The sequence below is a fragment of the Myxococcus xanthus genome, assembly GCF_006402735.1.
GTDB lineage: Bacteria > Myxococcota > Myxococcia > Myxococcales > Myxococcaceae > Myxococcus > Myxococcus xanthus_A.
The window spans coordinates 4,627,283-4,652,665 of the sequence record NZ_CP017174.1 but is presented as its reverse complement, the minus strand read 5'-3'; the positions used below and the strand labels follow the sequence as shown (position 1 = coordinate 4,652,665).

Below are 25,383 nucleotides of genomic sequence, written 5' to 3'. Positions count from 1 at the left end.
GTTGAAACCTGCCGCGGGGACAGGTCTCGACGAGGGGGAACATGGCGCCGACGTACGACGCGCTGGTCATTGGCACCGGCTTTGGGGGAGCGGTGGCGGCTTGCCGGCTGGCACAGGCGGGCCTGACCGTGCGCGTCCTGGAGCGGGGCCTGCGCTACCCGAAGGGGAGCTTTCCCCGCGACTGGAGCAACCCGCTCAACGGCTGGCTGTGGCGGTACGGCCAGGGCCTCTTCGACGTGAAGCTGCTGCCGGGGATGAGCATTGTCCAGGCCGCGGGCTACGGCGGCGGCTCGCTCATCTACGCCAACGTCCACCTGCGCCCTCCCGCGGAGACCTTCGACACCGACTGGCCGGAGGGCTACAGCCGCGCCGCGTTGGATCCGTACTACGACCTGGTCGCGTACATGCTGGACCTCCAGCCCATCACCGCGTCCGCGCGTGGCCTGCCCACCAAGGCGAAGCGGATGCGGGACGTCGCGCGCAAGCTGGGCCGCGAGCAGCAGTTCTTCTACCCAGACCTCGCCGTGCGCTTCGCCCCCGCCGGCGAGCCGATGCCCAACAAGTTCGGCGTCGCTCAGGAGGGCTGCAACTACTGCGGCGAATGCGACATCGGATGCAACGTCCGCGCGAAGAACACGCTGGACCTGAACTACCTGGCGGTCGCTGAACAGCAGGGCGCGGAGATGACCACCCAGGCGGAGGCCACGCGAATCGAGCCGCTGTCTCCCGCGGGCTATCGCGTCACCTATACCGACCATGCCGCGGGCGGCGCCGAGCGCACCGTGGAGGCCCGCCGCGTGTTCCTGTGCGCCGGCACGGTGAACACCACGGAGCTGCTGCTGCGCTGCCGCGATCAGTGGGGAACGCTCCCGCGCATCAGCGACCGGCTGGGGTGCCGCTATTCGGCCAACGGCGACTTCCTGGCCTTCGCCTTCGAGACGCGCGAGGTGTGGGACCCGTCCGAGGGCCCCACCATCACCACCAGCCTGGTGGTGGACCAGGGGCAGGGCGCGGACAAGACGTGGTTCCTCTTCCAGGAGGGCGGGCACCCCGGGCAGGCGGCGGGGCTGCTTCAGGTGCTGGACATGGGCCGGGACTTCCGTGTCCCAGCGGACCTGCTCCAGAAGCAGTTGGTCCGCGCCCTGCGCCGGCGCTCCCAGCCTGAAACCGTCATGGGCAAGGAGCGCGGGCGCTTCCAGGCCGTGTTCCTGGCCATGGGAAGGGACCGTTCCAACGGGCGACTCGCGCTGCGGCCTTTGACTCGGGACATGGAGGTGCGCTGGGACGTGCCTTCCAACCTGCCGCTGTACCGGACGCAGGAGCAGATCTGCCAGGACATCGCACGGGCGCTCGGGGCGCGCGCCGTCTTCAACCCCCTGTGGGATCGGCTTCACATCCCCGTGTCCGTCCACAACCTGGGCGGCTGCACCATGGCGGAGGAGCCCGCATACGGTGTGCTGACCCCGGACGGTGAGGTGCACGGCTACCCTGGGCTGTACGTGCTGGATGGCGCCGCGCTGCCCGCGAGCACCGGGGTGAACCCGTCATCCACCATCGCCGCGGTGGCGGAGCGCAACGTCGAGGCCGCCATCCGGCAAGTGCTGGGGAACCCCACCTGGACCGCCCCTGAGCGGGCCGGAACGGCTTCGGGCCGGGCGGCGGCGGAACCGTTCCGCGCGTCGATGCGGATGAGCACGAGTGTGGCACCCACGCGGGTGGTGCCAAGAGAGGACCCGATGCGGAGCGTGGTGATTCCAGAGGGAGGCACCGTGTTGTCGCCAACGCCCGTGGTGGGGCTGCGCTTCACCGAGCGGATGCGCGGCTTCATCAACCACGGCCACCTGCCGGAAACGGATTACGCGGGCGCCGAGGAGGAGGGCAAGTCAGAGGCCAGGGTGGCCGAGTTCATCCTCACCATCACCTTGCCCAACCTGGACCGCTTCCTCGCGGAGAAGGCCCATTCAGGCATCGCGCAAGGCACCGTCCACGTCCACGGCCTCACGCCTCCTGGCGGAGCGAAGGTGGACCACGGCGTCTTCAATCTCTTCGTGGACACGGACAGCTACTACGAGCGGCGGATGCTCTACCTGCTGCCCTTCACCGGAATGGACGGCCAGCAGTACCTGCTGGATGGCTACAAGCATGTCCGGGACGACGACGGCTTCGACATGTGGTCGGACACGTCCACGCTCTACACCGTCATCCGCCGGGGTAGCGACCGGCATGCGCCCGCGGTGGCCAGCGGCATCATCCGTCTGGGCATGCCGGACTTCCTGCAGCAGCTCACGACCTTCGCCGTGCTGGGAACGACGTCACCGCTGGCGAAGGCCCAGGCCCTGAAGCGTTTTGGGAGCATGTTCATGGGCAACCTCTGGGACGTCTTCGCGCGAACCAAGCTGGAGTAAGAGAGGCGCATCGTGGCGAAGGCATCGCGGTACGACGTGGTCGTCGTGGGCTCTGGCTTTGGGGGCTCCATCAGCGCGCTGCGCCTGGCCCAGGCGGGCAAGTCCGTGCTGGTCCTGGAGCGCGGCAAGCGCTACCGGCCCGGTGACTTTCCCCGGGACGTGACGCGAACGGACGAGGTGCTCTGGCGCCATGCCACGCGGCGCAAGGCGCAGGGCCTCTATGACGTGCGCTTCCTGTCCGGCATCGGAACGGTGACGGCCAGCGGCGTCGGCGGCGGCTCGCTCATCTACGCCAACGTCCACGTGCGGCCGGACGCCGAGGTGTTCGAGGACCCGCGCTGGCCCCGGACGTACCGCCGGGACTCGCTGGAGCCCTACTTCGACAAGGTGGCGCTAGAGCTGCGGTTGAATCCGGTGCCGCCCTCGATTCCGCTGCGCAAGCGCGACCTCTTCCAGCGTGCGGCCCGGGGCATGGGGCGCGAGACGTTCGACCCGCCCGTGGCCGTGGCCTTCTCGGAGCCGCCGGGACCGGGCCGGCGCGTGTGCCAGCTCTGCGCCGAGTGCGAGTTCGGCTGCCAACACGGCGCGAAGAACACCATGGACCTGACGTACCTGGCGCGGGCGGAGGCGCTGGGGGCGCTGGTCCTGGCCCGTACGCTCGTCTCCCACGTGGAGCCGGTGCGGGAGGGCTACCGCGTCCACTGCCAGGACCTGGTGTCGGGGGAGCGGCACGCCGTGGAGGGCTCGCGGGTGGTGCTGGCCGCGGGGACGCTGGGCACGGTGGAGATATTGCTGCGCAGCCGGGACGTCGCGCGGACGCTGCCTCGGGTGAGCCGGCGGCTGGGCCATGGCTACTCGGGCAACGGGGACTTCCTGGCGTCGATGCAGGGCGCGCGCGAGGACATCCAGCCCTGGGTGGGGCCCGACGTGTCCACCGTGATGCGCTTCACTGACCGGCAGCCGCGCTTCACGCTGGTGACGGCCACGTTCAACCAGCCCGCCATGGAAGTCCTCGCGGGCCTGGGGCAGCCGAACCTCGGACGGCTCCAGGGCCTGGGGGCACCGCTGTGGACCTGCCTGGGCCCAGCCGTTCACGCGGCGTTCAAGAAGGGCCTGATGAGCCGGCCCATGCGTACCGACGTGGATGCGGCGCGCACATCCAACCTGTTTGGCATCGGCCAGGACAACGCCAACGGACGGATGCACCTCGATGACGGGCAGCTCGACGTGTCGTGGGACTTCGCCGGGGAGAACGCGGAGTTGGTGCGGCGGATGACGAACGCGATGCAAGACCTGGCGGCCCAGTACGGCGCCACCTTCGCGCCGCTGGTCACCTGGCAGCTCTTCAAGCGGCCTTTCACGGTGCATTCGCTTGGCGGTGCCCATCTGGCGGAAGCTCCCGAGCGCGGCGTGGTGTCCACCGAGGGAGAGGTCTTCCACTATCCCGGGCTGCACGTGGCGGACGGCTCCGTCATCCCGACAGCCATCGGCTTCCACCCGGTGATGACCATCAGTGCCGTGGCCGAGCGCATCGCCGAGGCCGTGGTGCACGGATTCTCATCCCATTCGAGGAGCGCTTCATGAACACGCTTCCTTCCGCCGAAAGGCACGACTTTCCCGCGGGCGACGGCGTTCCGTTGCAGCTCACGCGTTACCAGGGCGGCGCGAAGGGGCCTGTCCTCCTCGTCCACGGCGCGGGGGTGTGGAGCGGCATGTTCATGCTGCCCACGGTGCAGGAGAACTTCGTGCAGCACCTGGTGCGCCACGGCTACGACACCTGGCTGCTGGACTGGCGCGCCAGCGTGGAGCTGCCGCTGCGGCAGTTCACGTTGGATGACGCCGCCCGCCACGACATGCCCGCCGCCGTCCGGCATGTCCGCGAGCACACCGGCGCGGACTCCGTGCAGGCGGTGGTGCACTGCGCGGGCTCGGCGACGTTCTTCATGGCGATGGCGGCGGGGCTGCTGCCGGACGTTCAGAGCGTGGTCGCTTCACAGGTGGCGCTGCACCACATCGTCCCGCCCTCGACACAGGTCAAGGCGATGCTGCGGCTGCCGGACGTGCTGGACATCACCCGCGACTACCTGACGCCGGACGAGGACCCGAGCAGTCCTTTGTTCCAGGCGGCCTTCGGCACCTTCGTGGACCTGTTCCGCCATGAATGCGACAGCACCGTCTGCCGCCGGTTGACGTTCATGTACGGGCAGCTCTTCCGGCACGCGCGCATCAACCGGGAGACGCATGACCGGCTCGACGAGCAGTTCGGTCCCTGCAACATGCTGACGTTCCGCCACCTGGCGCAGATGGCGCGCTCGGGATACGCGGTGGGCTTCGACCATGGCCGGGAGGAGAACCTCCGGCGTTATGGCCGGGAGCGGCCGCCGTCATACCTGCGCGCGGAGCACCTGAAGCGTCCCATCACCTTCGTGTCCGGAGAACAGAACGGCACATACATGCCCGCGTCCACGGAGCTCACCTATGAGTGGCTGCGTGAAGAGAATGGTGCGTCGTACTACCAGCGGAAGGTCCTGGCGGGGTACGGCCACCTGGACACCTTCATGGGAAGCACTGCGTCGCAGGATACGTATCCGGTGATACGCGGCGCGCTGGAGGCCATGGCCTGACCGGATACGGCGCCCTGAGCACTCGCGCCGCTACGCGCCTTCGGCCACCGAGGGCGGTGCCTCGCCCGGTGCATCCGAGACAGACGTCTCATCCCATCCGATGTAGCGCACGCCCTCCAGGGGCTCGGGCGCGTGGAACTCCAGGGCGCCCACGGTGGACGTGAGCCGTCCGTCCGGTCTCCAGACCGCGAAGGGATGGGGGCGGGTGAAACGCTCCAGCTCACAGGTGGCCACGTCGCTCTGGGCCACGTGGACGTCCCAGCCCGTCGGGTCCCGGTAGACGTAGCCCACCAGCGTCTTGGGATCGCACCACGCGCGGCCCTTCACGGCCACGGTGGCCGAGCGGGACTGGAAGCACAGCTCACCCGGCTGAGGCGACTGCAGGCGCGTGAACAGCATGTCCGGGGCTTCGTGGAACCGGTGTTCCCGCCGCGCGGTACGCAGGTAGATGGGCGACAGTCTTGGACTGAGCGGATGCTGGCGGGAGCGCACGGACAACACCTCCAGGCGGGCCTCCAGATCCTCCTGGAAGCGCGGCACGTAGAGCCACGTCAACTCCTCCAGCCGACGATGTCCCCACAGGTGCTTCTGGAGCCCCGGCGCGCCCTGGACGTCATACCGGTGCCCATCCACGGTGACGGCGCCGGTGAAGGCGATGTCGTCATGGGCATGGGCCACGTGCGTCGTGAGTGGCAGCAGGTCGGCGCCCCGAGGAGCGCGTCTCACCGCCTCCGCGGACTCCGGCGTGTAGCGCAAATCCCATTCGATGGAATGGCCTCCCGAGGCGACGCGGCCGTGGCACCGGCCCGGCGCCAGCTCCGCGTCACCAATCTGGATGCCAAAGCGGCCCGAGGTGTTGGCGGAGAAGCGGGAGAGGGGATGGATGGCCTTGAGTCCCAGCGCGGGCGTGGCGGTGGCGCAGTCGAAGGCCGCCGCCCACAGCATGGCGCGTGGCTCACCGGGGGCTCCTGGCGCGGGGGTGAAGAGCGTGTAGCGGAACCACCAGGCGCGCTCGCCTCCAGGGTCGAGCACACACAGGAACCAGATTTCGAAGAAGCCTTGCTGCCCCTTCCAGCGCGGAAGATTGGCGCGCTCGCTCGACGGCATATCGTCCCCCCTCACCAACGGCGCCAGGGCGCCATCGCGGGACTACGGTCGCAGAGGGGCGGCCCCCAGGGCAAGCCGCCTCAGCGGCTCGAGTCCTTCCAGGAGACGCGGTACGTGACGCAGTGTTCGTCGAAGGTGCGGACATCCACCGACGCGGCCACGCCACCGGCGGCCCGGGACATGGCGAGCATGACGCCCTGCTTGAAGTAGCGCAGCATTCCGGGCTCGTTGAGCCAGACCTCGGCCTCCGTCGGTCCCGTCTCCGTGATGCGGACCTCGGTGTAGTTGTTGCTCGTCCGGAATCCGTGCTGTGCCTTCGACAGCATCCGCCTGGGCCCCAGCAGCTTCATCACCCCGAGCAGCGCGCGGCCCATCAGCGTGTCGCGGTAACCGTCAATCATCCGCTCGCCGAGCATCCGCCACGCCACCTCGTCGGGCTCGTGGGGGTGCAGCGCCTTCGCTGTCAGCGTGACGCAGCGAATCCACGACTCCAGGGAGTACGCGGGGAGCAGCGGCCGGTCCAGGTCCAGTCCCTCGCTTCGCAACTGCTCTTTGAGCAGGGGCGTCACCCGTCCGGACAGACCCCGAACGAAGAGCCCTTCCACGATGGGCGGGAAGACGAGTCGTTCGGCCATGGGGTGCATTCCAGCCCCAGCTGTACCGGCCGGGTCAAGCCAGGCCCCTGACGTTCTGTGCGGCGCTGACATACGTGGTTGGCGCACCTATCACAGTGCTGGTCCGCCGGGGATGCGCGCCGAGGCCTACGCGGCAGGTTGTCCCGCCGGGCGCTTCGCGTAGCGTTCCGCCAGGAGCGAGCACACCAGGAGCTGGACCTGGTGATAGAACATCAACGGTAGGACGATGAGTCCCAGGGCGGGATTGGCGCCGAAGAGCAGCCGCGCCATGGGCACACCTGAGGCCAGTGTCTTCTTCGACCCACAGAAGACCACCGTGATTTCGTCCTCCTTGGAGAAGCCCAGCGCCCGAGCCGTCCGCGTGGTCAGCATCAGCACGATGGCCAGGATGAGCACCGCGCCCATGAAGGCCAGGCCCAGCACCTCCGCGCCGTAGTCAGAGAACAGGCCCGAGGCAATCGAGTCACAGAACGACGAATAGACGAGGACCAGGATCATCACCCGGTCGAAGGCATTCGTATAGGGCCGGTAGCGCGCGAACCAGCCGCCCACCAGCGGGCGCAGCAACTGTCCCAGTGCCAGGGGAAGCAGCAGGAGTGTCGACAGCTTGAGGACGGCCTGGCCCATGGATAGGGACTGCCCGGTGGCGCTGGCGAACAGGCCGATGATGAGCGGCGTCAGCACGATGCCCAGCAGACTCGACAGGCTGGCGTTGAAGATGGCGGCGGGCACGTTGCCCCGGGCGACGCCCGTCATCGCGACCGAGGAGGAGATGGTCGACGGCACCGCGCAGAGATAGAGCAGCCCCATCGACAGGTCCGCCGGCAGCCAGCGGCCCACCAGCACGTCGCCCAGCCACCACAGCAGCGGAAACACAACGAATGTGAAGGCCTGGACCACCACGTGGACTCGCCACGTCACCACGCCCGCGCGGAGCTGGGCCGCGGGCAGGCCCAGGCCGTGGAGCAGGAACACCATGAAGATGCCCACGTCGGCGACGACGTCCGCGTGCATCGGTCCGCCCGACGCGCCGAACTCCGGGAAGAGCGCGGCCAGGATGACGGCGGCGAACATCCCCAGCAGGAACCAGTCCCGGGCAAGTCGTTTCACGAGGCGAAGGGGCATGTTTGCCCCCCTTACTCCGGGCAGCTGCGGACCTCCACCGAGGAGTGCGCGGGGCGGGCAGGTGGTGACATTGCCGACGCCAGCGCCATGCTCCACCATATCGATATAAACATGAATCGACATTCATGTCGGTGCGCGCTGGTCACGGGTGCGGCTCACGGAATCGGCCTCGCGGTGGCGGAAGCCCTCACGGCGCAGGGAGTGCGGGTGCTGCTGGCGGACCTCGACGAGGTGGCCGGGGCTGGACGCGGCTTGAACCCAGCGGCCTGTCAGCCGTGCCCAGGTCCGGCTGCACGTCAGCGTGTCTGGCCGGCTGCTTGCGGCGACGCGCGACTGCGTTACCTGAAATACATGACCGAAGTGAACGCAACCTCGCGTGACTACACGCTTCCCGAGGGGTGCCCCGTCTGCGCGGCGGACCTGCCCGTGCGCGTCACCGCCTCCGGTCCCAGCGCAGTGTGCCGCCATTGTGGCTGGCTGGGTCGGCCCCTCATCACCGTGACCCATCGCGGCCTGCGCGTCAGCTACGACGGCGCGCAGGCCTGAGCCTCGCGGGACATCAACTCGCGGGTGCCGCTGGAGGCTCCTTCGTCCTCGCGAAGGACTCCAGGCGGTCCACCCGCCGCAGTTCGGGAAAGGCCCACGCCCAGAGCGCGACCACCGCCAGCGTGCCCACCGCTCCCGCCACCACCGCGGGCACGGCGCCCACGTACTCAGCGAGCCCTCCCGCGCGGAACTCGCCCAGCTCGTTGGAGGCGCCAATGCACATCATGTTCACCGCGCCCACGCGGCCTCGCATGTCGTCCGGGGTGGCCATCAACTCCAGCGTGTGTCGGACCACGACGCTGATCATGTCCGCGGCGCCCGCTATCGCCAGCGCCGCCAGCGATAGGGGCAACGAGCGGCTCATCCCGAAGACGAGCGTGGCCGCGCCGAAGATTGCGACCGCGATGAACATCTTCCGGCCGGTGTTGCCGCCCATGGGCCGCATGGCCAGGAAGACGGCCACCACCGCTGCGCCGAACGCGGGCGCACAGCGCAGCAGCCCCAGGCCCCATGGCCCCGTGTGCAGGATGTCCCGCGCGTAGATGGGCAGGAGCGCCACCGCGCCACCGAAGAGCACGGCGAACAGGTCCAGGGTGATGCTGCCCAGCAGCAGGCGCTGCCGTCGAACGAAGCCGAGCCCCGCGACCAGGGTCGACAGGGAGAGCGGCTCGGCGGACGCTCGCCCGGTGCGCACCTTGAGGACGAGAATCCAGATGACGGAGAGGGCGCACAACATCGCGGAGGCCGTGTAGGCCGCCGTGGCGCCGGCCCAGCCATAAAGGATGCCGCCCACGGCCGGGCCGCCAATGGTGGCCACCTGCCACGTGGTGGAGTTGATGGCCACGGCGCGGGTCAGGTGCTCGGGCGGCACCAGATGCGGGGTGAGCGCGGAGCCCGCCGGGGCATGGAACGCGCGCGCCGCGCCGAAGAGCACCAGGACGCCATAGACGAAGCGCACGTCGCGGATATGGCCCAAGGTGAAGGCGAGCAGCAGCAGGCTGCAGACCAGCATCACCGTCTGGCACACCGCCAGGATGGTCCGCCGGTCCACGCGGTCCGCCACCTGGCCGCCCACCAGACACAGCGACAGGAACGGCACGAACTGCGCCAGACCCGTGTATCCGAGCGCGAGCGCGCTGCCCGTGAGCTCGTAGACCTGCCAGCCAATGGCCACCGACTCAATCTGGACGGCCAGCACCGCGCACAGGCGCGCCAGTAGATAGAAGCGGAAGTCTCGATGATGGAAGATGGAGAGCCCGGAAGCCGCAGCCTGATGAGTCATGCTCGCGGCGCTGTAATCCACGGGCCCGTCACGCGCCACCGTCTGCCTGTGTCGGCTCCCAAGGGGGCAGGGGCATGGGTACGCCAAGGTCGCCGTGATACCTTCCTTTCCCGATGAACAAGGACGCGAAGGACGGGGTGAACCCAGTCTCCACGCCACGCTCGGCGCCACGCCTCCTGGGACGCGTTTTCGCAGTGATGCTGCTGACGGTCCTGGGCGGCTGCCGCAAGTCCGATGCGGAGCGAGCCGCACTGGAGCGGGAGGAAATCGAAGCGCGCATTCGCGACGCCTACTCGCTGGTCCCGTACCGGGCGCTCAAGCTGACGATGCGCGCGGAAGGTCAGCCGAACGCTCCCGCCGAGGTCGCCGCGCTCTGGCAGACGCTGTCGGACACGCGGGAGCTGCCGGCGAAGGCTGCCTCCGAGGAAGAAGCGCTCCGCGTGGCGAAGGCGTACCTGGACCTGGGCGTCGCGTTCTACAAGGCCAAGAAGACGCTGGAGCAGCGCGACGAAGACGAGTTCCCCCTCCTGTGGAACCGCTTCCAGCCGGACCAGCCGCCTCCGCTGCCGGGCTACGACGCGGGCCAGGAGCACGCGTTCCTCTCCGCGCTGTGGTTCGTGCTGGACGCGGCGGACTCGGGCAACCGTGTGCCCGCGACCGACCTGGTGCTCTACGAGCTGTCGCGCGCCACGCCTCAGCCCGCGTGGCCGCCAGGGCTGCGCGTGTCGGTTCGCGGCAGCCGGGGGATGGCTTTCTGCGGCGCGGGCTATCACTACGCGGCTGAGGAGGAACTGAATGCGTTCCTGTCCGAAGCCGAGGCGATGCCCGACAGCGACTATCCATCGGTGCGGGATGCCTCGCGGGCACAGGTTCGCGAGACGCTGCTGGCCACGGGGTACTTCCTGCGGGCCTGGAACAGAATGGGCCTCAAGCGTGAGCGCGCGGCGGAAGACGACCTCGAGCGGGGCCTGGGCTCCCTGGAGAAGCTTGGCATCGAGAATGAGCTGACGTGGTGGGGCTGGGCCTTCATCCACTTCCGCCGGGAGCGCTACGACGAATCCGCGCGCTACCTCGACACCCTGGCGAAGAGTCCATACCTGGGCGAGACCGAGCGGCGTGACATCCAGGCCAGCGCGGACGCGATGCGCAAGCACGGCGAACGGCTGCCCATCTTCCTCCAGGCGCGGGCCGCCGCCATCCTGGGACAGGCGCTCGTGGCGAGGGCGGGCGGCCCGGAGAAGATCCTCGTCACACTCCTGGGACCGGTGCGGGCAGGGGAGGTCCTGGCGCCCGTCCTGTGGATGAACCGGGTGCGGCAAGGCCTCGCACAGCGCTCCATGGACGACTTCGCCCGCGCGGCGGGGGATTCCTTTGAGGGCGTGCGGGCCGCCGGCGGCAAGGGGCTGAGCGCATTGAAGGAGATGCTGCTGGGCGGTGGGGGAGACACGAGGACGGCGGCGGAGAGTCCTCCGTAGGGTGTTGGCGGGGCGCTGGGGGGCCGTGCTATCCGCTGACGCCGACATGAGTCCGACGAAGAAGGCCGCCGCGAAGAAGGCCCCCGCCGCTGAGCTCCCCACGATTGCCTTCGCGTCGCCCGCGGCATGGGCGTCCTGGCTCGAAGCGAACCATGCCTCGGCGCGCGGCCTCTGGTTGAAGCTGGCGAAGAAGGGCTCGGGCATCGAATCCGTCACCTACGCCGAGGCGCTCGACGTCGCGCTCGAGTGGGGCTGGATTGACGGTCAGAAGAACGCCTTCGACGACACCGCGTGGCTTCAGAAGTTCACCCCCCGGGGCGCGAAGAGCGTCTGGTCCAAGGTCAACTGCGAGAAGGTGGAAGCGCTCATCGCCGCGGGCCGGATGAAGCCGTCGGGCATGGAGGTCGTGGCGCTCGCCAAGAAGGATGGCCGCTGGGACGCCGCCTACGAGTCCCAGAGCAAGGCCACCGTGCCCGAGGACCTGGCCCGCGCCCTGGCCGCAAATGCGAAGGCGGCCGCGTTCTTCGCCACGCTCAACGCGGCGAACCGGTACGCCATCCTGTGGCGCGTCCACACCGCGAAGAAGGCGGAGACGCGGGCTCGGCGAATCGAACAGTTCGTCGAGATGCTGGCCCGGCACGAATCGCTTCACGCATGAACGGGGACGAGCCCGGCAAGTCCCATTCCGATACCCGGCGCCGCACGTGTGCCGGAGGGCCGTGCGGCGGACCTGCCGGAAATCCGGCACCCCGCCGGAACCCCGGCGGTGACCCGACCCCGCAGGGTGGTTTCACGCGCACGTCACATCCGGGGTTGCCTCACGCAACTTCATCCTTTTTCACGAAAGGGCGCCTGGAGCCCATGGCACGGTGCGTTTCGCCGCTTCCTCGCGAAGTGGCGCGCCCCGGTGAATGGCCGGACAGCCGGTGGCATCATCATTGCTCCAGGCCGGATGCGTTTCAGCGTCCACGCATCCGCCAAGGGGAAGTCAATCCATGTTGCTCGACATGTACCTGTACTTCGGCCTGCCACTGCGGCCTGCGCCGCGCCGTGCTGCGTCCCAGGCCAGCCAACCCCGCACGTCCTCCACCGAGCGCGCGGCAACGGGAGGGCAGACCGTGTCCGGGGCGCGCGTCCCGGAGCGAAAGGCGGCGCCCCAGTTGACGCTCATCGAGGGGGACGCGGCTGACGTACGATGAGCGGGGAGGCGTGAGCGGGAGAGACCCCATGGACTCGCGGACCCAGCGCTACTTCGAGGACATCCAACTCAAGCACTTCGGGCGCCTGTTCGGCCGGCTCGTTCGTGTCCGCCTGTTCCTGTCGCTGTTGTTGTTGCTGTCCGCCGTGTGTGTCGCCGTCATCGACGGCGCGCCCTGGCGATGCGTGTTCATGAGTGTGGTGGGGGTGGGCGCCTTCACCTGCTTCTTCCAGGAGTTCCGCCGCTTCCAGCGCGACGGCGTCGACGCGCGCAGCGTGCCCCTCAACCTGTGGATGGGGCAGATCATCCTGACGTGCATCATCGTGGGGACAGGCGGCATCGCCAGCCCCGTCCTCCCCGCCGCGTTGCCCCTGGGCTTCTTGTCGAGCCTCACGGCGGCGCCTCGGGAGCGCTCGCGCCTGCTGATGGCGCAGCTGTCCACGCTGATGGTCGTCTCCTTCGTCCAGATCTCCGGGCTGGTTCAGGGGCTGCCCCTGTGGTTCCTCGGCGCGCCGTCGTCCGTCCTGCTCGTCGCGGGCGCCCTCGTCACCGCCATCATGCTCTGCGTGTGCAGCGCCGCGGGTGGCGCCATCCGGACGACCTTCGACAACATGCTGAGCGAAGCGCTCGCCAGCCGCGACGAGCTGCTGGCCACGCATCGCTCATATGCGGGCGCATTGGAGGCCATGTCCGGGGAGATTGCCCACGAGCTGAAGAACCCGCTGGCCACGGTGAAGGGCCTCACCCAGCTCATGGCTCGCGAAGCAGGCCGCGCCCAGCCCGCCGAACGCCTGCAGGTGCTGTCGGGCGAGGTGGTGCGGATGCAGGGCATCCTGGAGGAGTTCCTCAACTTCACCCGGCCGCTGGTACCTTTGACGGTGAGCTCCGTGGACCTGGGCGCGCTGTGTGACGAAGCCCTGGTGCTGCACGAAGGCCTGGCGGCGGGCCACGGCGTGCGGCTGGATCGCAAGGGGACGGAAGGCGTGGCGGCGATGTGTGACTCGCGCAAGGTGAAGCAGGTGTTGATGAACCTGCTGCACAACGCCATCGAGGCCAGCCCCGCGGGCGGGCGGGTCACCGTCGAGGTCCGCGCGCTGCCCGTGGGCGAGGCCCGCGTCTCCGTGCGCGACGCAGGTCCTGGACTGTCCTCCGAGCTCGTGGCCCGTGTGTTCGACGCAGGCGTGACGACCAAGGCCAAGGGCTCCGGGTTGGGCCTGACGGTGGCGCGGGCCCTGGCGCGACAGCACGGTGGAGACGTCACGCTGGCGAACGCGGTAGGAGGCGGATGCGAGGCGGCTTTGACGCTTCCTCGAGAGCTGCCGGCGGAGCTGCTGCGGCCACTGCACGGAGTCGCCCATGTGGGATGAGGCCAAGGAGGGCGGCACCACGCGCGTCCTGGTGGTGGATGATGACGCGGGCGTTCGCTTCACCCTGCGGGAGATGCTCAAGAGCCTCTCCGGCGTGGAGGTGGATGAGGCCGTGGATGGCGAGGACGCGCTGGAGAAGCTGTCGGCGCGGCCCTACGAGCTCGTCATCTCCGACCTGCGCATGCCTCGGATGGACGGCATGGCGCTGGTGCGTCGGCTGAGTACGTTTCCTCGGACACCCCGCGTCATCGTCATCACCGCGCATGGCTCCGAGCGCTTCGCGGTGGAGGCCATGAAGGCGGGGGCCTACGACTACTTCCGCAAGCCCTTCGAGGTGGATGAGCTGCTGGCAGTCGTCTCCCGCGCGCTGGAGTCGGTGCGACTGCGCGAGGAGAACGCGCGGCTTTCGGGTGAGCTGAACCTGTCCCGCTCGTTGGTGTTCGTCTCGGAGCCCATGGCCCGGCTCGCGCAACTCGTGCAGCTGGCGGGCTCCCGGGACGTGACGGTGCTCATCACCGGTGAGAGCGGCACGGGCAAGGAGCGGGTGGCGGACGCGCTCGTCCGGGCCTCGCCGCGCGCGAACCGGCCCTTCCTGCGCTTCAACTGCGCGGCGCTCACCGAGGAACTGGCGGAGGCCGAGCTGTTCGGCCACGCCCGGGGCGCCTTCACTGGAGCCCACCGCGCGCGGCCCGGACTCTTCCGTGAGGCGGACGGAGGCACGCTGCTGCTGGACGAGGTGGGCGAGCTGGCGCCCACGCTCCAGGCCCGGCTGCTGCGCGTGCTCCAGGAGGGCGAGGTGCGACCGGTGGGGGAGGACCGGCCAGTGACGGTGGACGTGCGCATCATCGCCGCCACCCACAGGGACTTGCGCCGCCTGGCCCTGGAGGGCGCGTTCCGCGAGGACCTCTACTACCGGCTCAACGTCGTCCAACTCCGGGTGCCAGCGCTGCGCGAGCGCCCCGAGGACATCCCCGTGCTGGCGCGGGTGTTCCTGGACCGCTTCATCGACCGGTTCCACACTGGCCCGCTGAAAATCCCCGACGGCTTCTTCGAGCGGCTCCGCGCCTTACCGTGGCCGGGCAACGTGCGCGAGCTGGAGAACACGCTGGAGAGCCTGGTCGCGCTGTCCAGCGAGGGGCGCTTGGACCTGGGCCAGTTGCCTTCCGCCGAGCCGGCAGGGGCGGATAGTGGCTCCCCGGGGGCGTCATTGGATCCGGTCCGACCAGGGCCACAGGACGGCGCTCCCGGCGCGGGGCTCAAGGAGCGCGTGGAGGCGTACGAGCGCGGCCTGGTCCTGGACGCGCTGCGCATGGCGGGTGGAAACCGCAGTGAAGCGGCGCGGCGGCTGGGTATTGGCCGGGCCACCCTGCATGACAAGCTGCGCAAGTACGGGCTGGACGACGGCGGGGAAGAGCGGATCTGATTCCGGGAACAAGCGGGCCGCTCGGGTGTTGCGGGCCGTCCTTCCAGCGTCATCGTTCCAGGAGCGTGCATGCATCCCGTGACCCGATGCCTCGCGGCTGTCCTGCTGGCCACCTCCGCAGGCCCGGCGCAGGCGCAGTCCACCCCGCCAGCCCCGAAGCGACCCTACAGCATCTCTCCCGAGCGCACCGAACGCGTCCGCTCGCAGTACACCAAGTTCGAGTACCGCATTCCCATGCGGGACGGGACGCGCCTGTTCACCTCCGTCTACGTCCCCGCGGACGCGTCACCGGGGAAGCGCTATCCCATCATCCTGGTGCGCACGCCGTACAGCGTCGCGCCCTATGGCGTGGACCGGTATCCCCCCGCGCTGGCCCCCACCGAGGCGTTCGAGAAGGACGGCTTCATCTTCGCCTTCCAGGACGTGCGCGGCCGCAACATGTCCGAAGGCGAGTTCGTCAACGTCCGCCCCCACAAGCCGAAGAAGTCGGGGCCGAAGGACTTCGACGAGAGCACCGACACGTACGACACCATCGAGTGGCTGGTGAAGCGCGTGGCGAACAACAACGGCCGCGTGGGGCAGTGGGGGATTTCGTACCCGGGCTTCTACGCGTCGGCGGGCGCCATCGACTCGCACCCCGCGCTCAAGGCCGTGTCGCCGCAGGCCCCCATCGCCGACTGGTTCTGGGATGACATGCACCGCCACGGTGCCTTCAACCTGGCGCTGGCGTTCAACTTCTTCTCCACCTTCGGCAAGCCGCGGCCCCAGCCCACGGACAACGAGGAGTGGCAGCGCTTCGAGCACGGCACGCCGGACGGCTACCAGTTCTTCCTGGACCTGGGGCCTTTGGGCAACGCGGACGCGAAGCACCTCAAGGGGGACGTCGCCTTCTGGAAGGACGTCACCTCGCACCCCAATTACGACAGCTTCTGGCAAGCGAGGAACCTGCTGCCGCACCTGAAGAACATCAAGGCGGCGGTGCTCACGGTGGGCGGCTGGTACGACACCGAGGACCTCTACGGCCCCCTGCGGACCTACGCCGCCATCGAGAAGCAGAACCCCGGCATCTCCAACAGCCTCATCATGGGCCCGTGGCCGCACGGCGGCTGGCAGCGCGGCGATGGCGAGTCCCTGGGCGACGCGGACTTCGGCTTCGCCACCAGCGAGGCCTACCAGACGCTGGCGCTGGACTTCTTCAAGCACCACCTCAAGGGCGGCGCGAAGCCGGACGTGCCGGAGGCCATGGTGTTCGAGACGGGCGCCAACCGCTGGCGCCGCTTCGACACGTGGCCGCCCAAGGGGCTGCGCGAGACGAAGCTGTACTTCCAGCCCAAGGGCGGACTGGCCACGACGGCGCCCAAGACGACGGGCGCGTCCTTCGCGGAGTACGTGAGCGACCCGGCCAAGCCCGTGCCGTACACGCAGGAGGTGATGACGGGCTGGAGCAAGGACTACATGACGGAGGACCAGCGCTTCGCCGCGCGCCGGCCTGACGTGCTGGTGTTCGAGACGGAGCCGCTGGAGCGCGACCTCACGCTGGCGGGACCGCTGGAGGCCGAGTTGTGGGTTTCCACGACGGGCACCGACGCGGACTGGGTGGTGAAGCTGGTGGACGTCAACCCGGGCAAGGTGCGCGGGTGGCGCAAGGGTGATGAAGAGAAGGGGGGGAAGAACCGGGGCCATCAGCAGACGCTGGTGCGCGGAGAGCCCTTCCGCGGCCGGTTCCGCGACAGCTACAGCGAGCCCAAGCCCTTCAAGCCCAACGAGGTGACGAAGGTGCGCTTCGTCATCAACGACGTGTTCCACACCTTCCAGCGTGGGCACCGCGTGATGATTCAGGTCCAGTCGAGCTGGTTCCCGTTCATCGACCGCAACCCGCAGACCTACGTGCCCAACATCTTCGAGGCGAAGGAGGAGCACTTCACTCGCGCCTTCCACCGCGTCTACCACTCCGCGGCGAACCCCAGCTTCATCCAGGTGGGCGTGCTGCCCTCGTTGGACGAGTAGCGCGAGGGCCCCCACGCGGCCCCCTCCGTTCGCCGCCATCAGGGCTGCTTTTGTGCAGCGGCGAAGGGAAGGGTGTTCTCGTGGGGGTGCCAGCCTTGCGTTCCTGTTACCCTGGGCCTTCATTCACGCGGTGGCACCCGAAACGGGAGGGACATGACCGGCACCCAGGGGCCCGACACCGGGCTGGTGCGACTGGATGGGAGTGAGGGCGAAGGGGGCGGGCAGATTCTCCGCTCCGCGCTGTCGCTGTCTCTCATCACCGGCCGCCCGTTCCACATCACGCGCCTGCGCGAGCGACGTGATCCGCCTGGTCTGCGTCCCCAGCACCTGGCCTGCGTACGCGGCGCCGAGGCACTGTGCGGCGGTGCCGCCTCTTCCGAAGGCGCTACCGTCGGTGCCTCCGAGCTCACCTTCACCCCGGCCCCCGTGCGCGCCGGCGACTACCTGCTGGAGGTGGGCACCGCGGGCAGCACGCCGTTGCTCTTCCAGTGCCTCGTCTATCCGCTGGCCCTGGCCGGCGGAGGACGGCTGACCTTGCGAGGCGGCACGCACCTGCCGCACAGCCCCAGCTTCCACTACGTGGCCACTGTCTGGCAGCCGGTGGCGCATGCGTATGGCCTGCCGGTGTTGCTGTCCCTGGTGCACGCCGGCTTCTACCCGGAGGGCGCGGGGGAGATTGTCGCGGAGGTGGGGCCGCCGCAGGAGCCGCCCCGGCTGGTGGAACTGCCCGCGCGAGGCATGTTGCGCGAGGTCCGCGTGTCGTCCTTCACCGGCGGGCTGCCGTTCACCATCGCCGAGCGTCAATCCAGGGCCGCCGTGGGGGCGCTGCGTGAGCGCGGCATCCTGGCGGAGGCAGACAACCGCCCGCTGGCGGTGACGCGCTCGGTGGGGACTGTCACTTTCGTCCTGGCCCAGTTCGAGCACACCATCGCGGGCTTCACCGCGCTGGGAGAGCGGGGCCGCCCCGCCGAGGACGTGGGCCGCGAGGGAGGCGAGGCCCTGGCGCGGTTCATGGAGACGGGTGGGGCGCTCGACGAGCACCTGGCCGATCAGATTCTCCTGCCCGCCGCGCTGCTGGCCGCCGGGCGCCTGGGGCCGGCGTCACCGGGCACCACGCGATTCACGGCGGCGCGAATCACCGACCACCTCACCACCCACGCCCGTGTCGTGGAGCGCTTCCTTCCCGTGCGCGTCACGGTGGATGCGGGAGGTTCCGTGGAGGTCCGGCCCGCCTGAAGTCCGGGCCGGAACCGGCTCAGGCGGCTTCGTCGTCGCCGCGGTTGGCGCCGAAGGTGTTCTGCCCCCCGATGTCCTTGGACGTGTTCCGGTAGGCGCGGATGCCGAAAGGCACGGCGACCACGAACACGAGCCCCGCGAGGCCGATGGCCATCCACGGAATCGGCTTCTGCTTGAGCTGGACGTCCTTGCCGTAGGAGTTGAGGTTGTTGCCCATGGCGCGCTGCTTGGCGGCCTCACGCTCCTCGGCGGTCATCTCGCGGGGGGCCTGGAAATTCTGGACCTGCTTGCGAGGCTGGGCCAGCGCGGCACCACCCGAGCTGAGCGCGAGGACGAGGAGCATCCTGGGAACGAGGTATCGCATATGGCGGGGGAGGCTATCACGACCCAACGGATGGACTGAACAGGGCTTGCACCCTGAGTGAGCGTCCATTACGGGCCGGGGACCCACATTTCCATTCCGGACGCCATGCTGCGCCTGCCCTTCATCGTCGTCGCCAACCTGTACCTCCTCCTGGCCTCCCTGCTGGGCGCCCCCTTCCGGATGATGGCCGCCAGCCACCGGCCCGCCTACGTCCGCTTCCGGCTGACGGGGGACCCGCCGTACCGCGAGCGGCGCCGCCGCCGGTTGCAGTTGGGGGGAAGCCGCCCCGAGCCCTCGGATGTCACGTCCGTGGAACGCCTGCGCGAGTCGTTGGAGCTCCTGGCGAAAGACAGCCGGGTGAAAGGCATCCTCCTGGAGGTGGAGGACCTGACGGTGCCCGCGGCGAAGCGGGATGCGTTGGTGGCGGTGCTGACGGCGTTCCGGGCCCAGGGGAAGCGGGTGGTGGGCTGGGCGGTCCACGTGGACAACGAGGGATATGCCCTCCTGTGCGCGGCGGACGAGGTGCTCCTGCCCCCCATGGGCCGCGTGGAGCTGGTGGGCTACGCCGCCGAGGCCACCGCCTTGGGCGCGGGCCTGTCGCGCGCGGGCATCCGGCCGCAATTCATCCGGCGCGGGGACTACAAGACGGCACCGGAGCTCTTCACCAGGCCCGCCGTTTCGGACATCCAGACGCGGACGGTGGAGTCGTTCCTCGACGAGCGCTACGCGGACCTGGTGGACGTGGTGGCTCGGGGGCGGCGCAAGACGCCGGAGGAGGTCCGGGCGCTGATCGACCAGGGGCCCTTCAGTGCCCGCCGGGCGCTGGACACGGGGCTGGTGGACGCACTGGTGAGCGAGGCCAACCTGCCCGCACACCTGGGGCTGGTGAAGCCGGAGGACGGGGAGGAGGAGACGGAGCTGGAGCCGATGGAGACATACCTGTCCACGGTTCCTTTCCCGCCGGTGCGTTGGAAGCAAATGCGGCGGAACCCGCGCGTCGCGGTGGTGCCCGTGTCGGGAATCATTATCCCGGGCAAGGGTGGCAGCGGGAAGATGGCGACCGCGGAGACAGTGGTGAAGGCGCTGCGCGCCGCGGGGCGGGACAAGCGGTCCAAGGCGGTGGTCGTCTACATCAGCAGTCCGGGCGGGACGCCGCTGGCTTCGGAGCAGATGCTGGAGGCCGTGCAGCGTGTGGCGCGGAAGAAGCCCGTCATCGCGTACATGGACCGGGTGTGCGCCAGCGCGGGGTACATGGTGGCGGTGGGCGCGAAGGAGATCTGGTCCGCGCCGCACGCCATGGTGGGCTCGATTGGCGTCTTCGCTGGCAAGTTCGATGTGTCCGGGCTGATGGAGAAGCTCGGGGTGCACAAGACGGTGCTGGTCCGGGGGAAGAACGCGGCCATGCTCTCGTTCTCGCGTGGCTTCACGCCGGAAGAGCAAGCCACGCTGGAGGCCGAGGTGGAGGAGATGTACCAGGCGTTCCTCGACATCGTCGCGAAGGGGCGGGGCCGGACGAAGGAGGAGATCCACCAGTTGGCGGAGGGCCGCGTGTACTCGGGCGTGCGCGGCAAGGCCGTGGGACTGGTGGATCAGGTCGCGGGCTTCGAGGAGGCCTGCCGACATGCGCTGTCGCTGGCGAAGGTGGACGCGGCGGAGCGGTTCGAAGTCATGACCTATGGCGCGCCCAAGCAGCGAGTGAACCTGTTGAGGCTGTTGATGAGGGCGTCCCATGCGCAGACGTATGCGCTGTGCCCCACGGCCTTGAGCCTGAATGGGTTGGGCGGCACGGAGGCGTTTGAAGATGCCGCGCGCTTCGGGGTGGCCGACGTGGTGGGTAGAGTGTTTCCTGATGACCAGTGGCCATTCGGGGGCTGACGGGCGCGAGCGGTAGACTGGAGGGATGCTGAAGGCACTCGCGTTGCTGACCGCATCCTGTCTGGCCCAGGCGGAGGCTTCTTCCACCGCGCAGGTGGAGGAGAAGCTGCCGTTCGTCACGAGCCTTCACTTCGAGAATGACGTGTTGGCCAAGAGCGACCGGCTCTACACGAACGGCGTCCGCATCGAGCACTTCGGGGAATACGACGGGTGCCGTTCCATCGCGCGGGCGCTGCGGCTTCCGGACGGCGTGCAGCACCGGTACCTCTGTGGCGGCTCGCTGGCGCAGAACATGTACACGCCCAGCCGCATCGTTCCGTTGCCGGAGCAGGAGGTGTTCCCGGATCCGAATGACCGGCCCTATGGGGGCTGGCTGCACGGCGGCATCTTCTTCCAGCACATCTATGCGGGAAGGGCGCCCGCGGATTCGTCGAGGCTGACGCTCCAGGCCACGGTGGGCGTCACGGGTCCGGCGTCCGGGGCGGCGCAGACGCAGCGCTGGCTGCACCGGACGCTGAACGACATCTTCGGGCACACGGTGGCAAGGATTCCGGTGGGTTGGGAGAAGCAGTTGCCCACCGAGCCCGCGTTCCACTTCTCCGCGCTCCGCGAGCAGCCGCTGCTCTGGAGCCCCGTGGTGGACGTGACGTGGTCCGCCGGGGCGATGCTGGGCACGGTCTTCGTGAACGCGAGCCTGGGAGGGACGGTCCGTGTGGGCTATCTCGCTCGGCCGTATGGCCTGGCGCCAATCATGCCGTCCGTAGTCAAGGAACTGGAGGCTCAGCGGGCGCAGGGGGAAGCCTCCTCGGAGCTGATGGCCATTCGAGATGAACGCGCCTGGGAGGCCTACCTGTACGCGCGGGGGCAGGCGAGGGTGGTTGCGAGGAACCTGTTCCTGGACGGAACGCTCTTCCGTCCGAGCATCAGCGTCCGGAAGGCGCCCATCGTCGGGGACAGCGAGTTCGGCGCGGCCTTCCGGGCGGGCGGGTTCCAGCTCGGCCTGAGCATGGTCTTCCGCTCCCAAGAACTGGCCGACCCGCCGAACCCGCTGCTATCCGGCCACCGGTTCACCCAGATTCAGCTGTCGTATCTGCACTGAGACATTGGGACAGGCCCGCTTCGCGCAGGACCACTGCCGCTCGCATCGCGGGCTCAAGATGAAGTCACCCCGCGCGTTCCGTACTGCTAACGCTCACCCCTGATTTGCCCAATTTGACGGGGGCAATTCCACTGGGGATGGTTCATGCCAGAGACCAGCCCAGTTTCGGCCTTCGTTGGGCGCTGTTATGCCCACTTTGGCCCATGGCGTCATGACGATTCGGATTACCTATCGAAGAGGCGCACTGAGAGGGATGGGCTCGTGCAGCGAATACCCCAATGCGTGTATGAAGAGGAGCATGACGAGATCACGCAGCGGGGAAGATGGGCGGGGTGACGGAAGGCACGATATGCGCACTGCTGTGGATGTCGCATCCTCGGATCTCGTCCTTCGCTGCTATGCGCCGCAGATGCTCGTCGAAGCTTACCGTCGTGCACAGTCAGCGATAGGCGATGCACGGGAACGATTGGGGTGGCGGCTTGGCTTCGCCGACCTCGTCCAACGCTACATCGTCGCGGTTCTTGCTGCTGAAAATGCAGGGCTGGATCTGCGCCCTCCTGAGGCATATCTCAAGCTCATCAATAAACTGGATACTCCCAGTTTGGGAGATTGGGCATTGGCTGCGGAGGCACTTGCCGGAAGCATTCTCGCGAGTGGCAAGGCGCAGGTTGCGCCTGAATTTACCTCCCTGCTCGTAACCCTAGGGCCCGGGGGGAAGCTCGAAAGGTCATCCATCACCGAGCATCTCAAGCAACTGATCGACCTTCGCAACACTCTCTTCCACCGAGATGGCGCTCCCCTGCCAGACGAAGCAACTGCCCAAGAATGCCTTGCGCAAATAGATGGACCTCTGCGCACTGTGTGCGAGGCACTCCGGTTCCTGCACGACTATCCGCTCCTCTACGTCGCCACTCGCGAAGAACTCCAGAATGGATCGGAAGTCGTTCGTGTCCTTCGGTTCTCTGGGACGGAGCCCGAATGGGCCTCCCAGCTCATCGACGGGAGCGAGTTGAAGGTGCCCACGAAGGTTCCGTTCATCGCCTCTCGAAGCGGGGACGTGCTCCTGCTCGCTCCCTTTGTCGTGATCGCGCGCAATGAGGCCAGCGGCATGCTCGAAGCCCGTATGCTCTACGGCTGGAATGGCATCGAGAAGCACTTTGAGTATAGTGCACTTCATGGGGGTACACGAGGTGCTGCTCGTACCGAGCGCTCGTCTTTCATCACCACACGAGAAGAGTTGCGGCAGATCAAGCCCCTGTCCGTGAGGCGTTCAGGCGCCGTTTCCCAACCGGTCGCAAGCAGGCTGGCAGAACTCATCTTTCCTGGCGAGCCTGTCGTCATCCCCGGACTCAAGATCCAGGGAAAACTCGGGGCGGGAGCTAGCAGCATAGTTTATTTAGCACGCGAAGAATTCAAGGGCCGCCCGCCGGGGCCTAACATTGCCGTGAAGGTACTACGCCACATCGTGGCCGTGAATCAGTTGCAGCGACAACGCCTGCGAATGGAGCACGAACTCCTTGCCAATCTAAACCACCCATCTATCGTTAAAGTATCAGACTACCGTGACGAGCCATCGCCGCATCTACTCATGGAGTATGTAAACGGTGAGGATCTTCAGTCAGCGGTTGATCGCAAGTCGCTCCCTGCAAGTCGGGCCGTCACCATTTGCCTAGATGTTCTCAGCGCATTGGAGTCCGCGCACGCGCACGGTGTGATCCATCGAGACGTGAAGCCATCAAACATCATTGTGGACCGAACAGGAAGTGTCCGCCTCATTGACTTCGGAATCGCGACTGCTGAGCACTTAGCAAGGCAGACGCGGACGCTCGACGCCGTGGGAACGGTCGCGTTCGCCGCTCCGGAGCAACTTCAGCGCACTGGCGAGGTCGATGAGCGGGCCGATCTTTACGCCCTGGGCCGTGTCCTTGAGTTCCTCGTGGCAGGAGAACTGGGACCAATGAGAGTAATTTCCGACAAGCTCCCGCCTGGGCTGCATGCAATCGTCCGCAAGGCAACCCAAACTGCGCCAGAGCACCGCTTCCAGTCTGCTGCCGCAATGCGTGATGCGCTCCTGGAAAGACAGCAGGCAAACTGGGGTGGTGCCCCAGTCCAGATGGGAGACCGGATCAATGAGAGCTATGAACTACATGACTTAAAAGGAGAGCATGAGGGAATCTGGACTTTCGATGGAGCCGAAATCGCCAGCGATGAGCGTGTCGCCATTGCGCTGACGACCGTTGCCTCGGCGGGTGCGGCTCGACTGTCCGATGCTATTCGTGCCTGCCCAACGACAGTTCGGAGTGCCCTGGGGTTTCCTCGACTTCAGAGGACGGCCGATCGGCTCCTCTTCTGTGCGATGGCCCCTGGCGAGCCTTCTGAAATGCTGCTTGCGCTCCTTGCCGCGCGTGCTCCAGTGACTGCTGCTCAGGTTTCAGATACTGGCGACCAACAGAATGCTCCCGCGCACCTGCATGGACTCCACTCGTATATTCAATTCATTGAGCATAGCGATCCTCAATCCAATGATGCCAACGTTGGTCTGATTCTTCGCGCCGCCGAATATGCGCGACGAGCCATTCTTGCCATAATGATTGGGTTTTCTCGCGAGCGGAACGAGGAGTTCCTCCCACGAGCATGGGGCGACGTTACCACGCGCTCGCTCGGTGGATTGATTTTTACCGTGACACCAAAATGGCAGAGCATGCTCGGCACGTCAGATGAGCCATTCCGTACTGATTTGTCGGCTCTTTTGGAGTTGGCTCCGGCGCTCCAAGAACTTGCCAATACGCGCAATCAGGTTGCTCATTTCGGGCTTAGCGAGTCCGCAGGCATCATGGCTAGGCAGTTCGCCCCCTCTCTACACTCTCTTCTTGAGATTGGTTCACGAGTTCTCCGCAGAAACACAGAAAGTGAACTCGCTCCATTCATGACGCGGATGTCCGATGGAAGTTGGACGCTCCTAGAGGTCCTTGGCACTAAGGTCCAATATGTCAGCCTAGTGACTCTCGATAAAACCTATGAGGTCCCCGCAGATTTAGCGGCATCGTTCATGTCTCTGCGCGCTGGAGAGGTGGAATCGCCGCTAGGTGACCGGTCGTTCGCATGGATGCATGAGGGCGAGAAGAAACTCGTAGAAATCATCGAGGCGTGGCCACATGTGGGCAAGGTTGACGTCGAAGCCACTACCACGCTCCATGGCCGTAGGCACCGAACACGCCTCCTGGCTTTGGCACGTGGTTCAAATAGGCCGATCTTTGTCATTCGATACGCGCAACCTCTCAATCACCCCAAAAACATGAACATTCGACTCAATGAACTCGGATCTTCTGCTATGGCCTTCAGGGTCCCTTTCGCAGTTATTACGGATGGGAAGAATTGGCAGTGGTATAGATTTGACACTGAAGAAGGCCTGTTACCCCTGCGTGACGATCAGGAGGTTAAAGCCTATGCAAGAGCCCTGGAGTAGTGCTTTTGAATGTGGGGCAGTCGGGTGACGGCCCTAAGGTATGCAAGCGCCTGCGCTTCGCAGCGTTGAGCATCCGTATCACCCAGGGGCACTCCGTGGGGCTGGCCCCGGGCAACGAGCAGTGATTGCTCTGCGAATGGCTCAGGAGC

The 25,383-nt window shown here is 67.5% G+C and carries 19 protein-coding genes; 14 read left to right on the top strand and 5 right to left on the bottom strand.

Going from position 1 to position 25,383, the window contains the following annotated elements; genetic code table 11:
- The first annotated feature begins 41 nt into the window (after positions 1-41).
- From BHS09_RS19255 to BHS09_RS19245, 3 genes are read left to right on the top strand one after another with little or no spacing between them, the layout of a single operon-like run.
- Positions 42-2,405: a GMC oxidoreductase gene (locus tag BHS09_RS19255; RefSeq protein ID WP_140798540.1), complete on the top strand. Its 2,364-nt coding sequence runs from the start codon at positions 42-44 to the stop codon at positions 2,403-2,405.
- Positions 2,406-2,417: 12 nt separating this feature from the next.
- A complete protein-coding gene (locus tag BHS09_RS19250) occupies positions 2,418-3,989 on the top strand; it encodes a GMC family oxidoreductase N-terminal domain-containing protein (protein WP_140798539.1) in 1,572 nt (523 codons plus the stop codon).
- Positions 3,986-5,029, top strand: a complete 1,044-nt coding sequence (locus BHS09_RS19245; RefSeq protein WP_140798538.1) for an alpha/beta fold hydrolase — start codon at positions 3,986-3,988, stop codon at positions 5,027-5,029. The genes BHS09_RS19250 and BHS09_RS19245 overlap by 4 nt, the downstream gene beginning before the upstream one ends.
- A 30-nt stretch (positions 5,030-5,059) precedes the next feature.
- On the opposite strand, the gene BHS09_RS19240 is transcribed toward BHS09_RS19245, so the two are convergent.
- From BHS09_RS19240 to BHS09_RS19230, 3 genes are all read right to left on the bottom strand, one after another.
- On the bottom strand, positions 5,060-6,136 hold the full coding sequence (locus BHS09_RS19240) for a hypothetical protein (protein WP_174258835.1): 1,077 nt from the start codon (positions 6,134-6,136) through the stop codon (positions 5,060-5,062).
- 80 nt (positions 6,137-6,216) lie between these two features.
- Complete coding sequence (locus BHS09_RS19235) at positions 6,217-6,771, bottom strand: DUF2378 family protein (RefSeq protein WP_237078400.1); 555 nt, start codon at positions 6,769-6,771, stop codon at positions 6,217-6,219.
- A gap of 126 nt (positions 6,772-6,897) precedes the next feature.
- The gene (locus BHS09_RS19230; RefSeq protein ID WP_140798536.1) at positions 6,898-7,896 is read right to left on the bottom strand and encodes a bile acid:sodium symporter family protein; all 999 of its coding nucleotides are present in this window, start codon (positions 7,894-7,896) and stop codon (positions 6,898-6,900) included.
- A 351-nt stretch (positions 7,897-8,247) separates the two neighbouring features.
- On the opposite strand from BHS09_RS19230, the gene BHS09_RS19220 reads away from it, so the two are divergent.
- Complete coding sequence (locus tag BHS09_RS19220) at positions 8,248-8,442, top strand: hypothetical protein (protein WP_140796509.1); 195 nt, start codon at positions 8,248-8,250, stop codon at positions 8,440-8,442.
- Between the two features lie 13 nt (positions 8,443-8,455).
- Here BHS09_RS19220 and BHS09_RS19215 read toward each other — a convergent pair whose 3' ends face one another.
- The gene (locus BHS09_RS19215) at positions 8,456-9,724 is read right to left on the bottom strand and encodes an MFS transporter (protein ID WP_418764028.1); all 1,269 of its coding nucleotides are present in this window, start codon (positions 9,722-9,724) and stop codon (positions 8,456-8,458) included.
- A 197-nt stretch (positions 9,725-9,921) separates the two neighbouring features.
- Between BHS09_RS19215 and BHS09_RS19210 the strand changes: the two genes are divergently transcribed.
- The 7 genes from BHS09_RS19210 to rtcA all read left to right on the top strand — a co-directional run bounded on the left by BHS09_RS19210 (position 9,922) and on the right by rtcA (position 18,430).
- Positions 9,922-11,199, top strand: a complete 1,278-nt coding sequence (locus BHS09_RS19210; RefSeq protein ID WP_237080431.1) for a hypothetical protein — start codon at positions 9,922-9,924, stop codon at positions 11,197-11,199.
- 46 nt (positions 11,200-11,245) lie between these two features.
- Positions 11,246-11,857 (top strand): YdeI/OmpD-associated family protein, encoded by a 612-nt coding sequence (locus BHS09_RS19205; protein ID WP_140791999.1) that lies wholly within the window; start codon positions 11,246-11,248, stop codon positions 11,855-11,857.
- Positions 11,858-12,194: 337 nt separating this feature from the next.
- On the top strand, positions 12,195-12,398 hold the full coding sequence (locus tag BHS09_RS19200; RefSeq protein WP_140791997.1) for a hypothetical protein: 204 nt from the start codon (positions 12,195-12,197) through the stop codon (positions 12,396-12,398).
- 28 nt (positions 12,399-12,426) lie between these two features.
- Positions 12,427-13,764, top strand: a complete 1,338-nt coding sequence (locus BHS09_RS19195) for a sensor histidine kinase (RefSeq protein WP_140791995.1) — start codon at positions 12,427-12,429, stop codon at positions 13,762-13,764.
- Positions 13,754-15,187 (top strand): sigma-54-dependent transcriptional regulator, encoded by a 1,434-nt coding sequence (locus BHS09_RS19190; protein ID WP_140791993.1) that lies wholly within the window; start codon positions 13,754-13,756, stop codon positions 15,185-15,187. The genes BHS09_RS19195 and BHS09_RS19190 overlap by 11 nt, the downstream gene beginning before the upstream one ends.
- 69 nt (positions 15,188-15,256) lie before the next feature.
- Complete coding sequence (locus BHS09_RS19185) at positions 15,257-17,194, top strand: CocE/NonD family hydrolase (RefSeq protein WP_140798533.1); 1,938 nt, start codon at positions 15,257-15,259, stop codon at positions 17,192-17,194.
- Positions 17,195-17,347: 153 nt separating this feature from the next.
- On the top strand, positions 17,348-18,430 hold the full coding sequence (gene rtcA, locus BHS09_RS19180) for an RNA 3'-terminal phosphate cyclase (RefSeq protein WP_140791989.1): 1,083 nt from the start codon (positions 17,348-17,350) through the stop codon (positions 18,428-18,430).
- Positions 18,431-18,449: 19 nt separating this feature from the next.
- On the opposite strand, the gene BHS09_RS19175 is transcribed toward rtcA, so the two are convergent.
- Entirely contained in the window at positions 18,450-18,773 is a 324-nt protein-coding gene (locus BHS09_RS19175; RefSeq protein ID WP_140796508.1) for a hypothetical protein, read from the bottom strand.
- Positions 18,774-18,851: 78 nt separating this feature from the next.
- Here BHS09_RS19175 and sppA point away from each other — a divergent pair, with 78 nt between their 5' ends.
- The 3 genes from sppA (at position 18,852) to BHS09_RS19160 (ending at position 25,234) form a co-directional block, all read left to right on the top strand.
- On the top strand, positions 18,852-20,669 hold the full coding sequence (gene sppA / locus BHS09_RS19170; protein WP_140798532.1) for a signal peptide peptidase SppA: 1,818 nt from the start codon (positions 18,852-18,854) through the stop codon (positions 20,667-20,669).
- A gap of 25 nt (positions 20,670-20,694) precedes the next feature.
- Entirely contained in the window at positions 20,695-21,768 is a 1,074-nt protein-coding gene (locus tag BHS09_RS19165; protein WP_140798531.1) for a lipid A deacylase LpxR family protein, read from the top strand.
- A gap of 349 nt (positions 21,769-22,117) precedes the next feature.
- Entirely contained in the window at positions 22,118-25,234 is a 3,117-nt protein-coding gene (locus tag BHS09_RS19160) for a serine/threonine-protein kinase (RefSeq protein WP_161605163.1), read from the top strand.
- The last annotated feature ends 149 nt before the right edge of the window (positions 25,235-25,383 follow it).

What these genes read in the sequence shown, in the direction of transcription:
- BHS09_RS19215 (WP_418764028.1), bottom strand. Translation starts at nt 9,724, where the DNA reads ATGACTCATCAGGCTGCGGCTTCCGGGCTCTCCATCTTCCATCATCGA.
- BHS09_RS19175 (WP_140796508.1), bottom strand. Translation starts at nt 18,773, where the DNA reads ATGCTCCTCGTCCTCGCGCTCAGCTCGGGTGGTGCCGCGCTGGCCCAG.
- BHS09_RS19220 (WP_140796509.1), top strand. Translation starts at nt 8,248, where the DNA reads ATGACCGAAGTGAACGCAACCTCGCGTGACTACACGCTTCCCGAGGGG.
- BHS09_RS19210 (WP_237080431.1), top strand. Translation starts at nt 9,922, where the DNA reads ATGCTGCTGACGGTCCTGGGCGGCTGCCGCAAGTCCGATGCGGAGCGA.
- BHS09_RS19195 (WP_140791995.1), top strand. Translation starts at nt 12,427, where the DNA reads ATGGACTCGCGGACCCAGCGCTACTTCGAGGACATCCAACTCAAGCAC.
- BHS09_RS19255 (WP_140798540.1), top strand. Translation starts at nt 42, where the DNA reads ATGGCGCCGACGTACGACGCGCTGGTCATTGGCACCGGCTTTGGGGGA.
- BHS09_RS19160 (WP_161605163.1), top strand. Translation starts at nt 22,118, where the DNA reads ATGCGCACTGCTGTGGATGTCGCATCCTCGGATCTCGTCCTTCGCTGC.
- rtcA (WP_140791989.1), top strand. Translation starts at nt 17,348, where the DNA reads ATGACCGGCACCCAGGGGCCCGACACCGGGCTGGTGCGACTGGATGGG.
- BHS09_RS19240 (WP_174258835.1), bottom strand. Translation starts at nt 6,136, where the DNA reads ATGCCGTCGAGCGAGCGCGCCAATCTTCCGCGCTGGAAGGGGCAGCAA.
- BHS09_RS19190 (WP_140791993.1), top strand. Translation starts at nt 13,754, where the DNA reads ATGTGGGATGAGGCCAAGGAGGGCGGCACCACGCGCGTCCTGGTGGTG.
- BHS09_RS19235 (WP_237078400.1), bottom strand. Translation starts at nt 6,771, where the DNA reads ATGGCCGAACGACTCGTCTTCCCGCCCATCGTGGAAGGGCTCTTCGTT.
- BHS09_RS19245 (WP_140798538.1), top strand. Translation starts at nt 3,986, where the DNA reads ATGAACACGCTTCCTTCCGCCGAAAGGCACGACTTTCCCGCGGGCGAC.
- BHS09_RS19185 (WP_140798533.1), top strand. Translation starts at nt 15,257, where the DNA reads ATGCATCCCGTGACCCGATGCCTCGCGGCTGTCCTGCTGGCCACCTCC.
- BHS09_RS19205 (WP_140791999.1), top strand. Translation starts at nt 11,246, where the DNA reads ATGAGTCCGACGAAGAAGGCCGCCGCGAAGAAGGCCCCCGCCGCTGAG.
- BHS09_RS19200 (WP_140791997.1), top strand. Translation starts at nt 12,195, where the DNA reads ATGTTGCTCGACATGTACCTGTACTTCGGCCTGCCACTGCGGCCTGCG.
- BHS09_RS19165 (WP_140798531.1), top strand. Translation starts at nt 20,695, where the DNA reads ATGCTGAAGGCACTCGCGTTGCTGACCGCATCCTGTCTGGCCCAGGCG.
- BHS09_RS19230 (WP_140798536.1), bottom strand. Translation starts at nt 7,896, where the DNA reads ATGCCCCTTCGCCTCGTGAAACGACTTGCCCGGGACTGGTTCCTGCTG.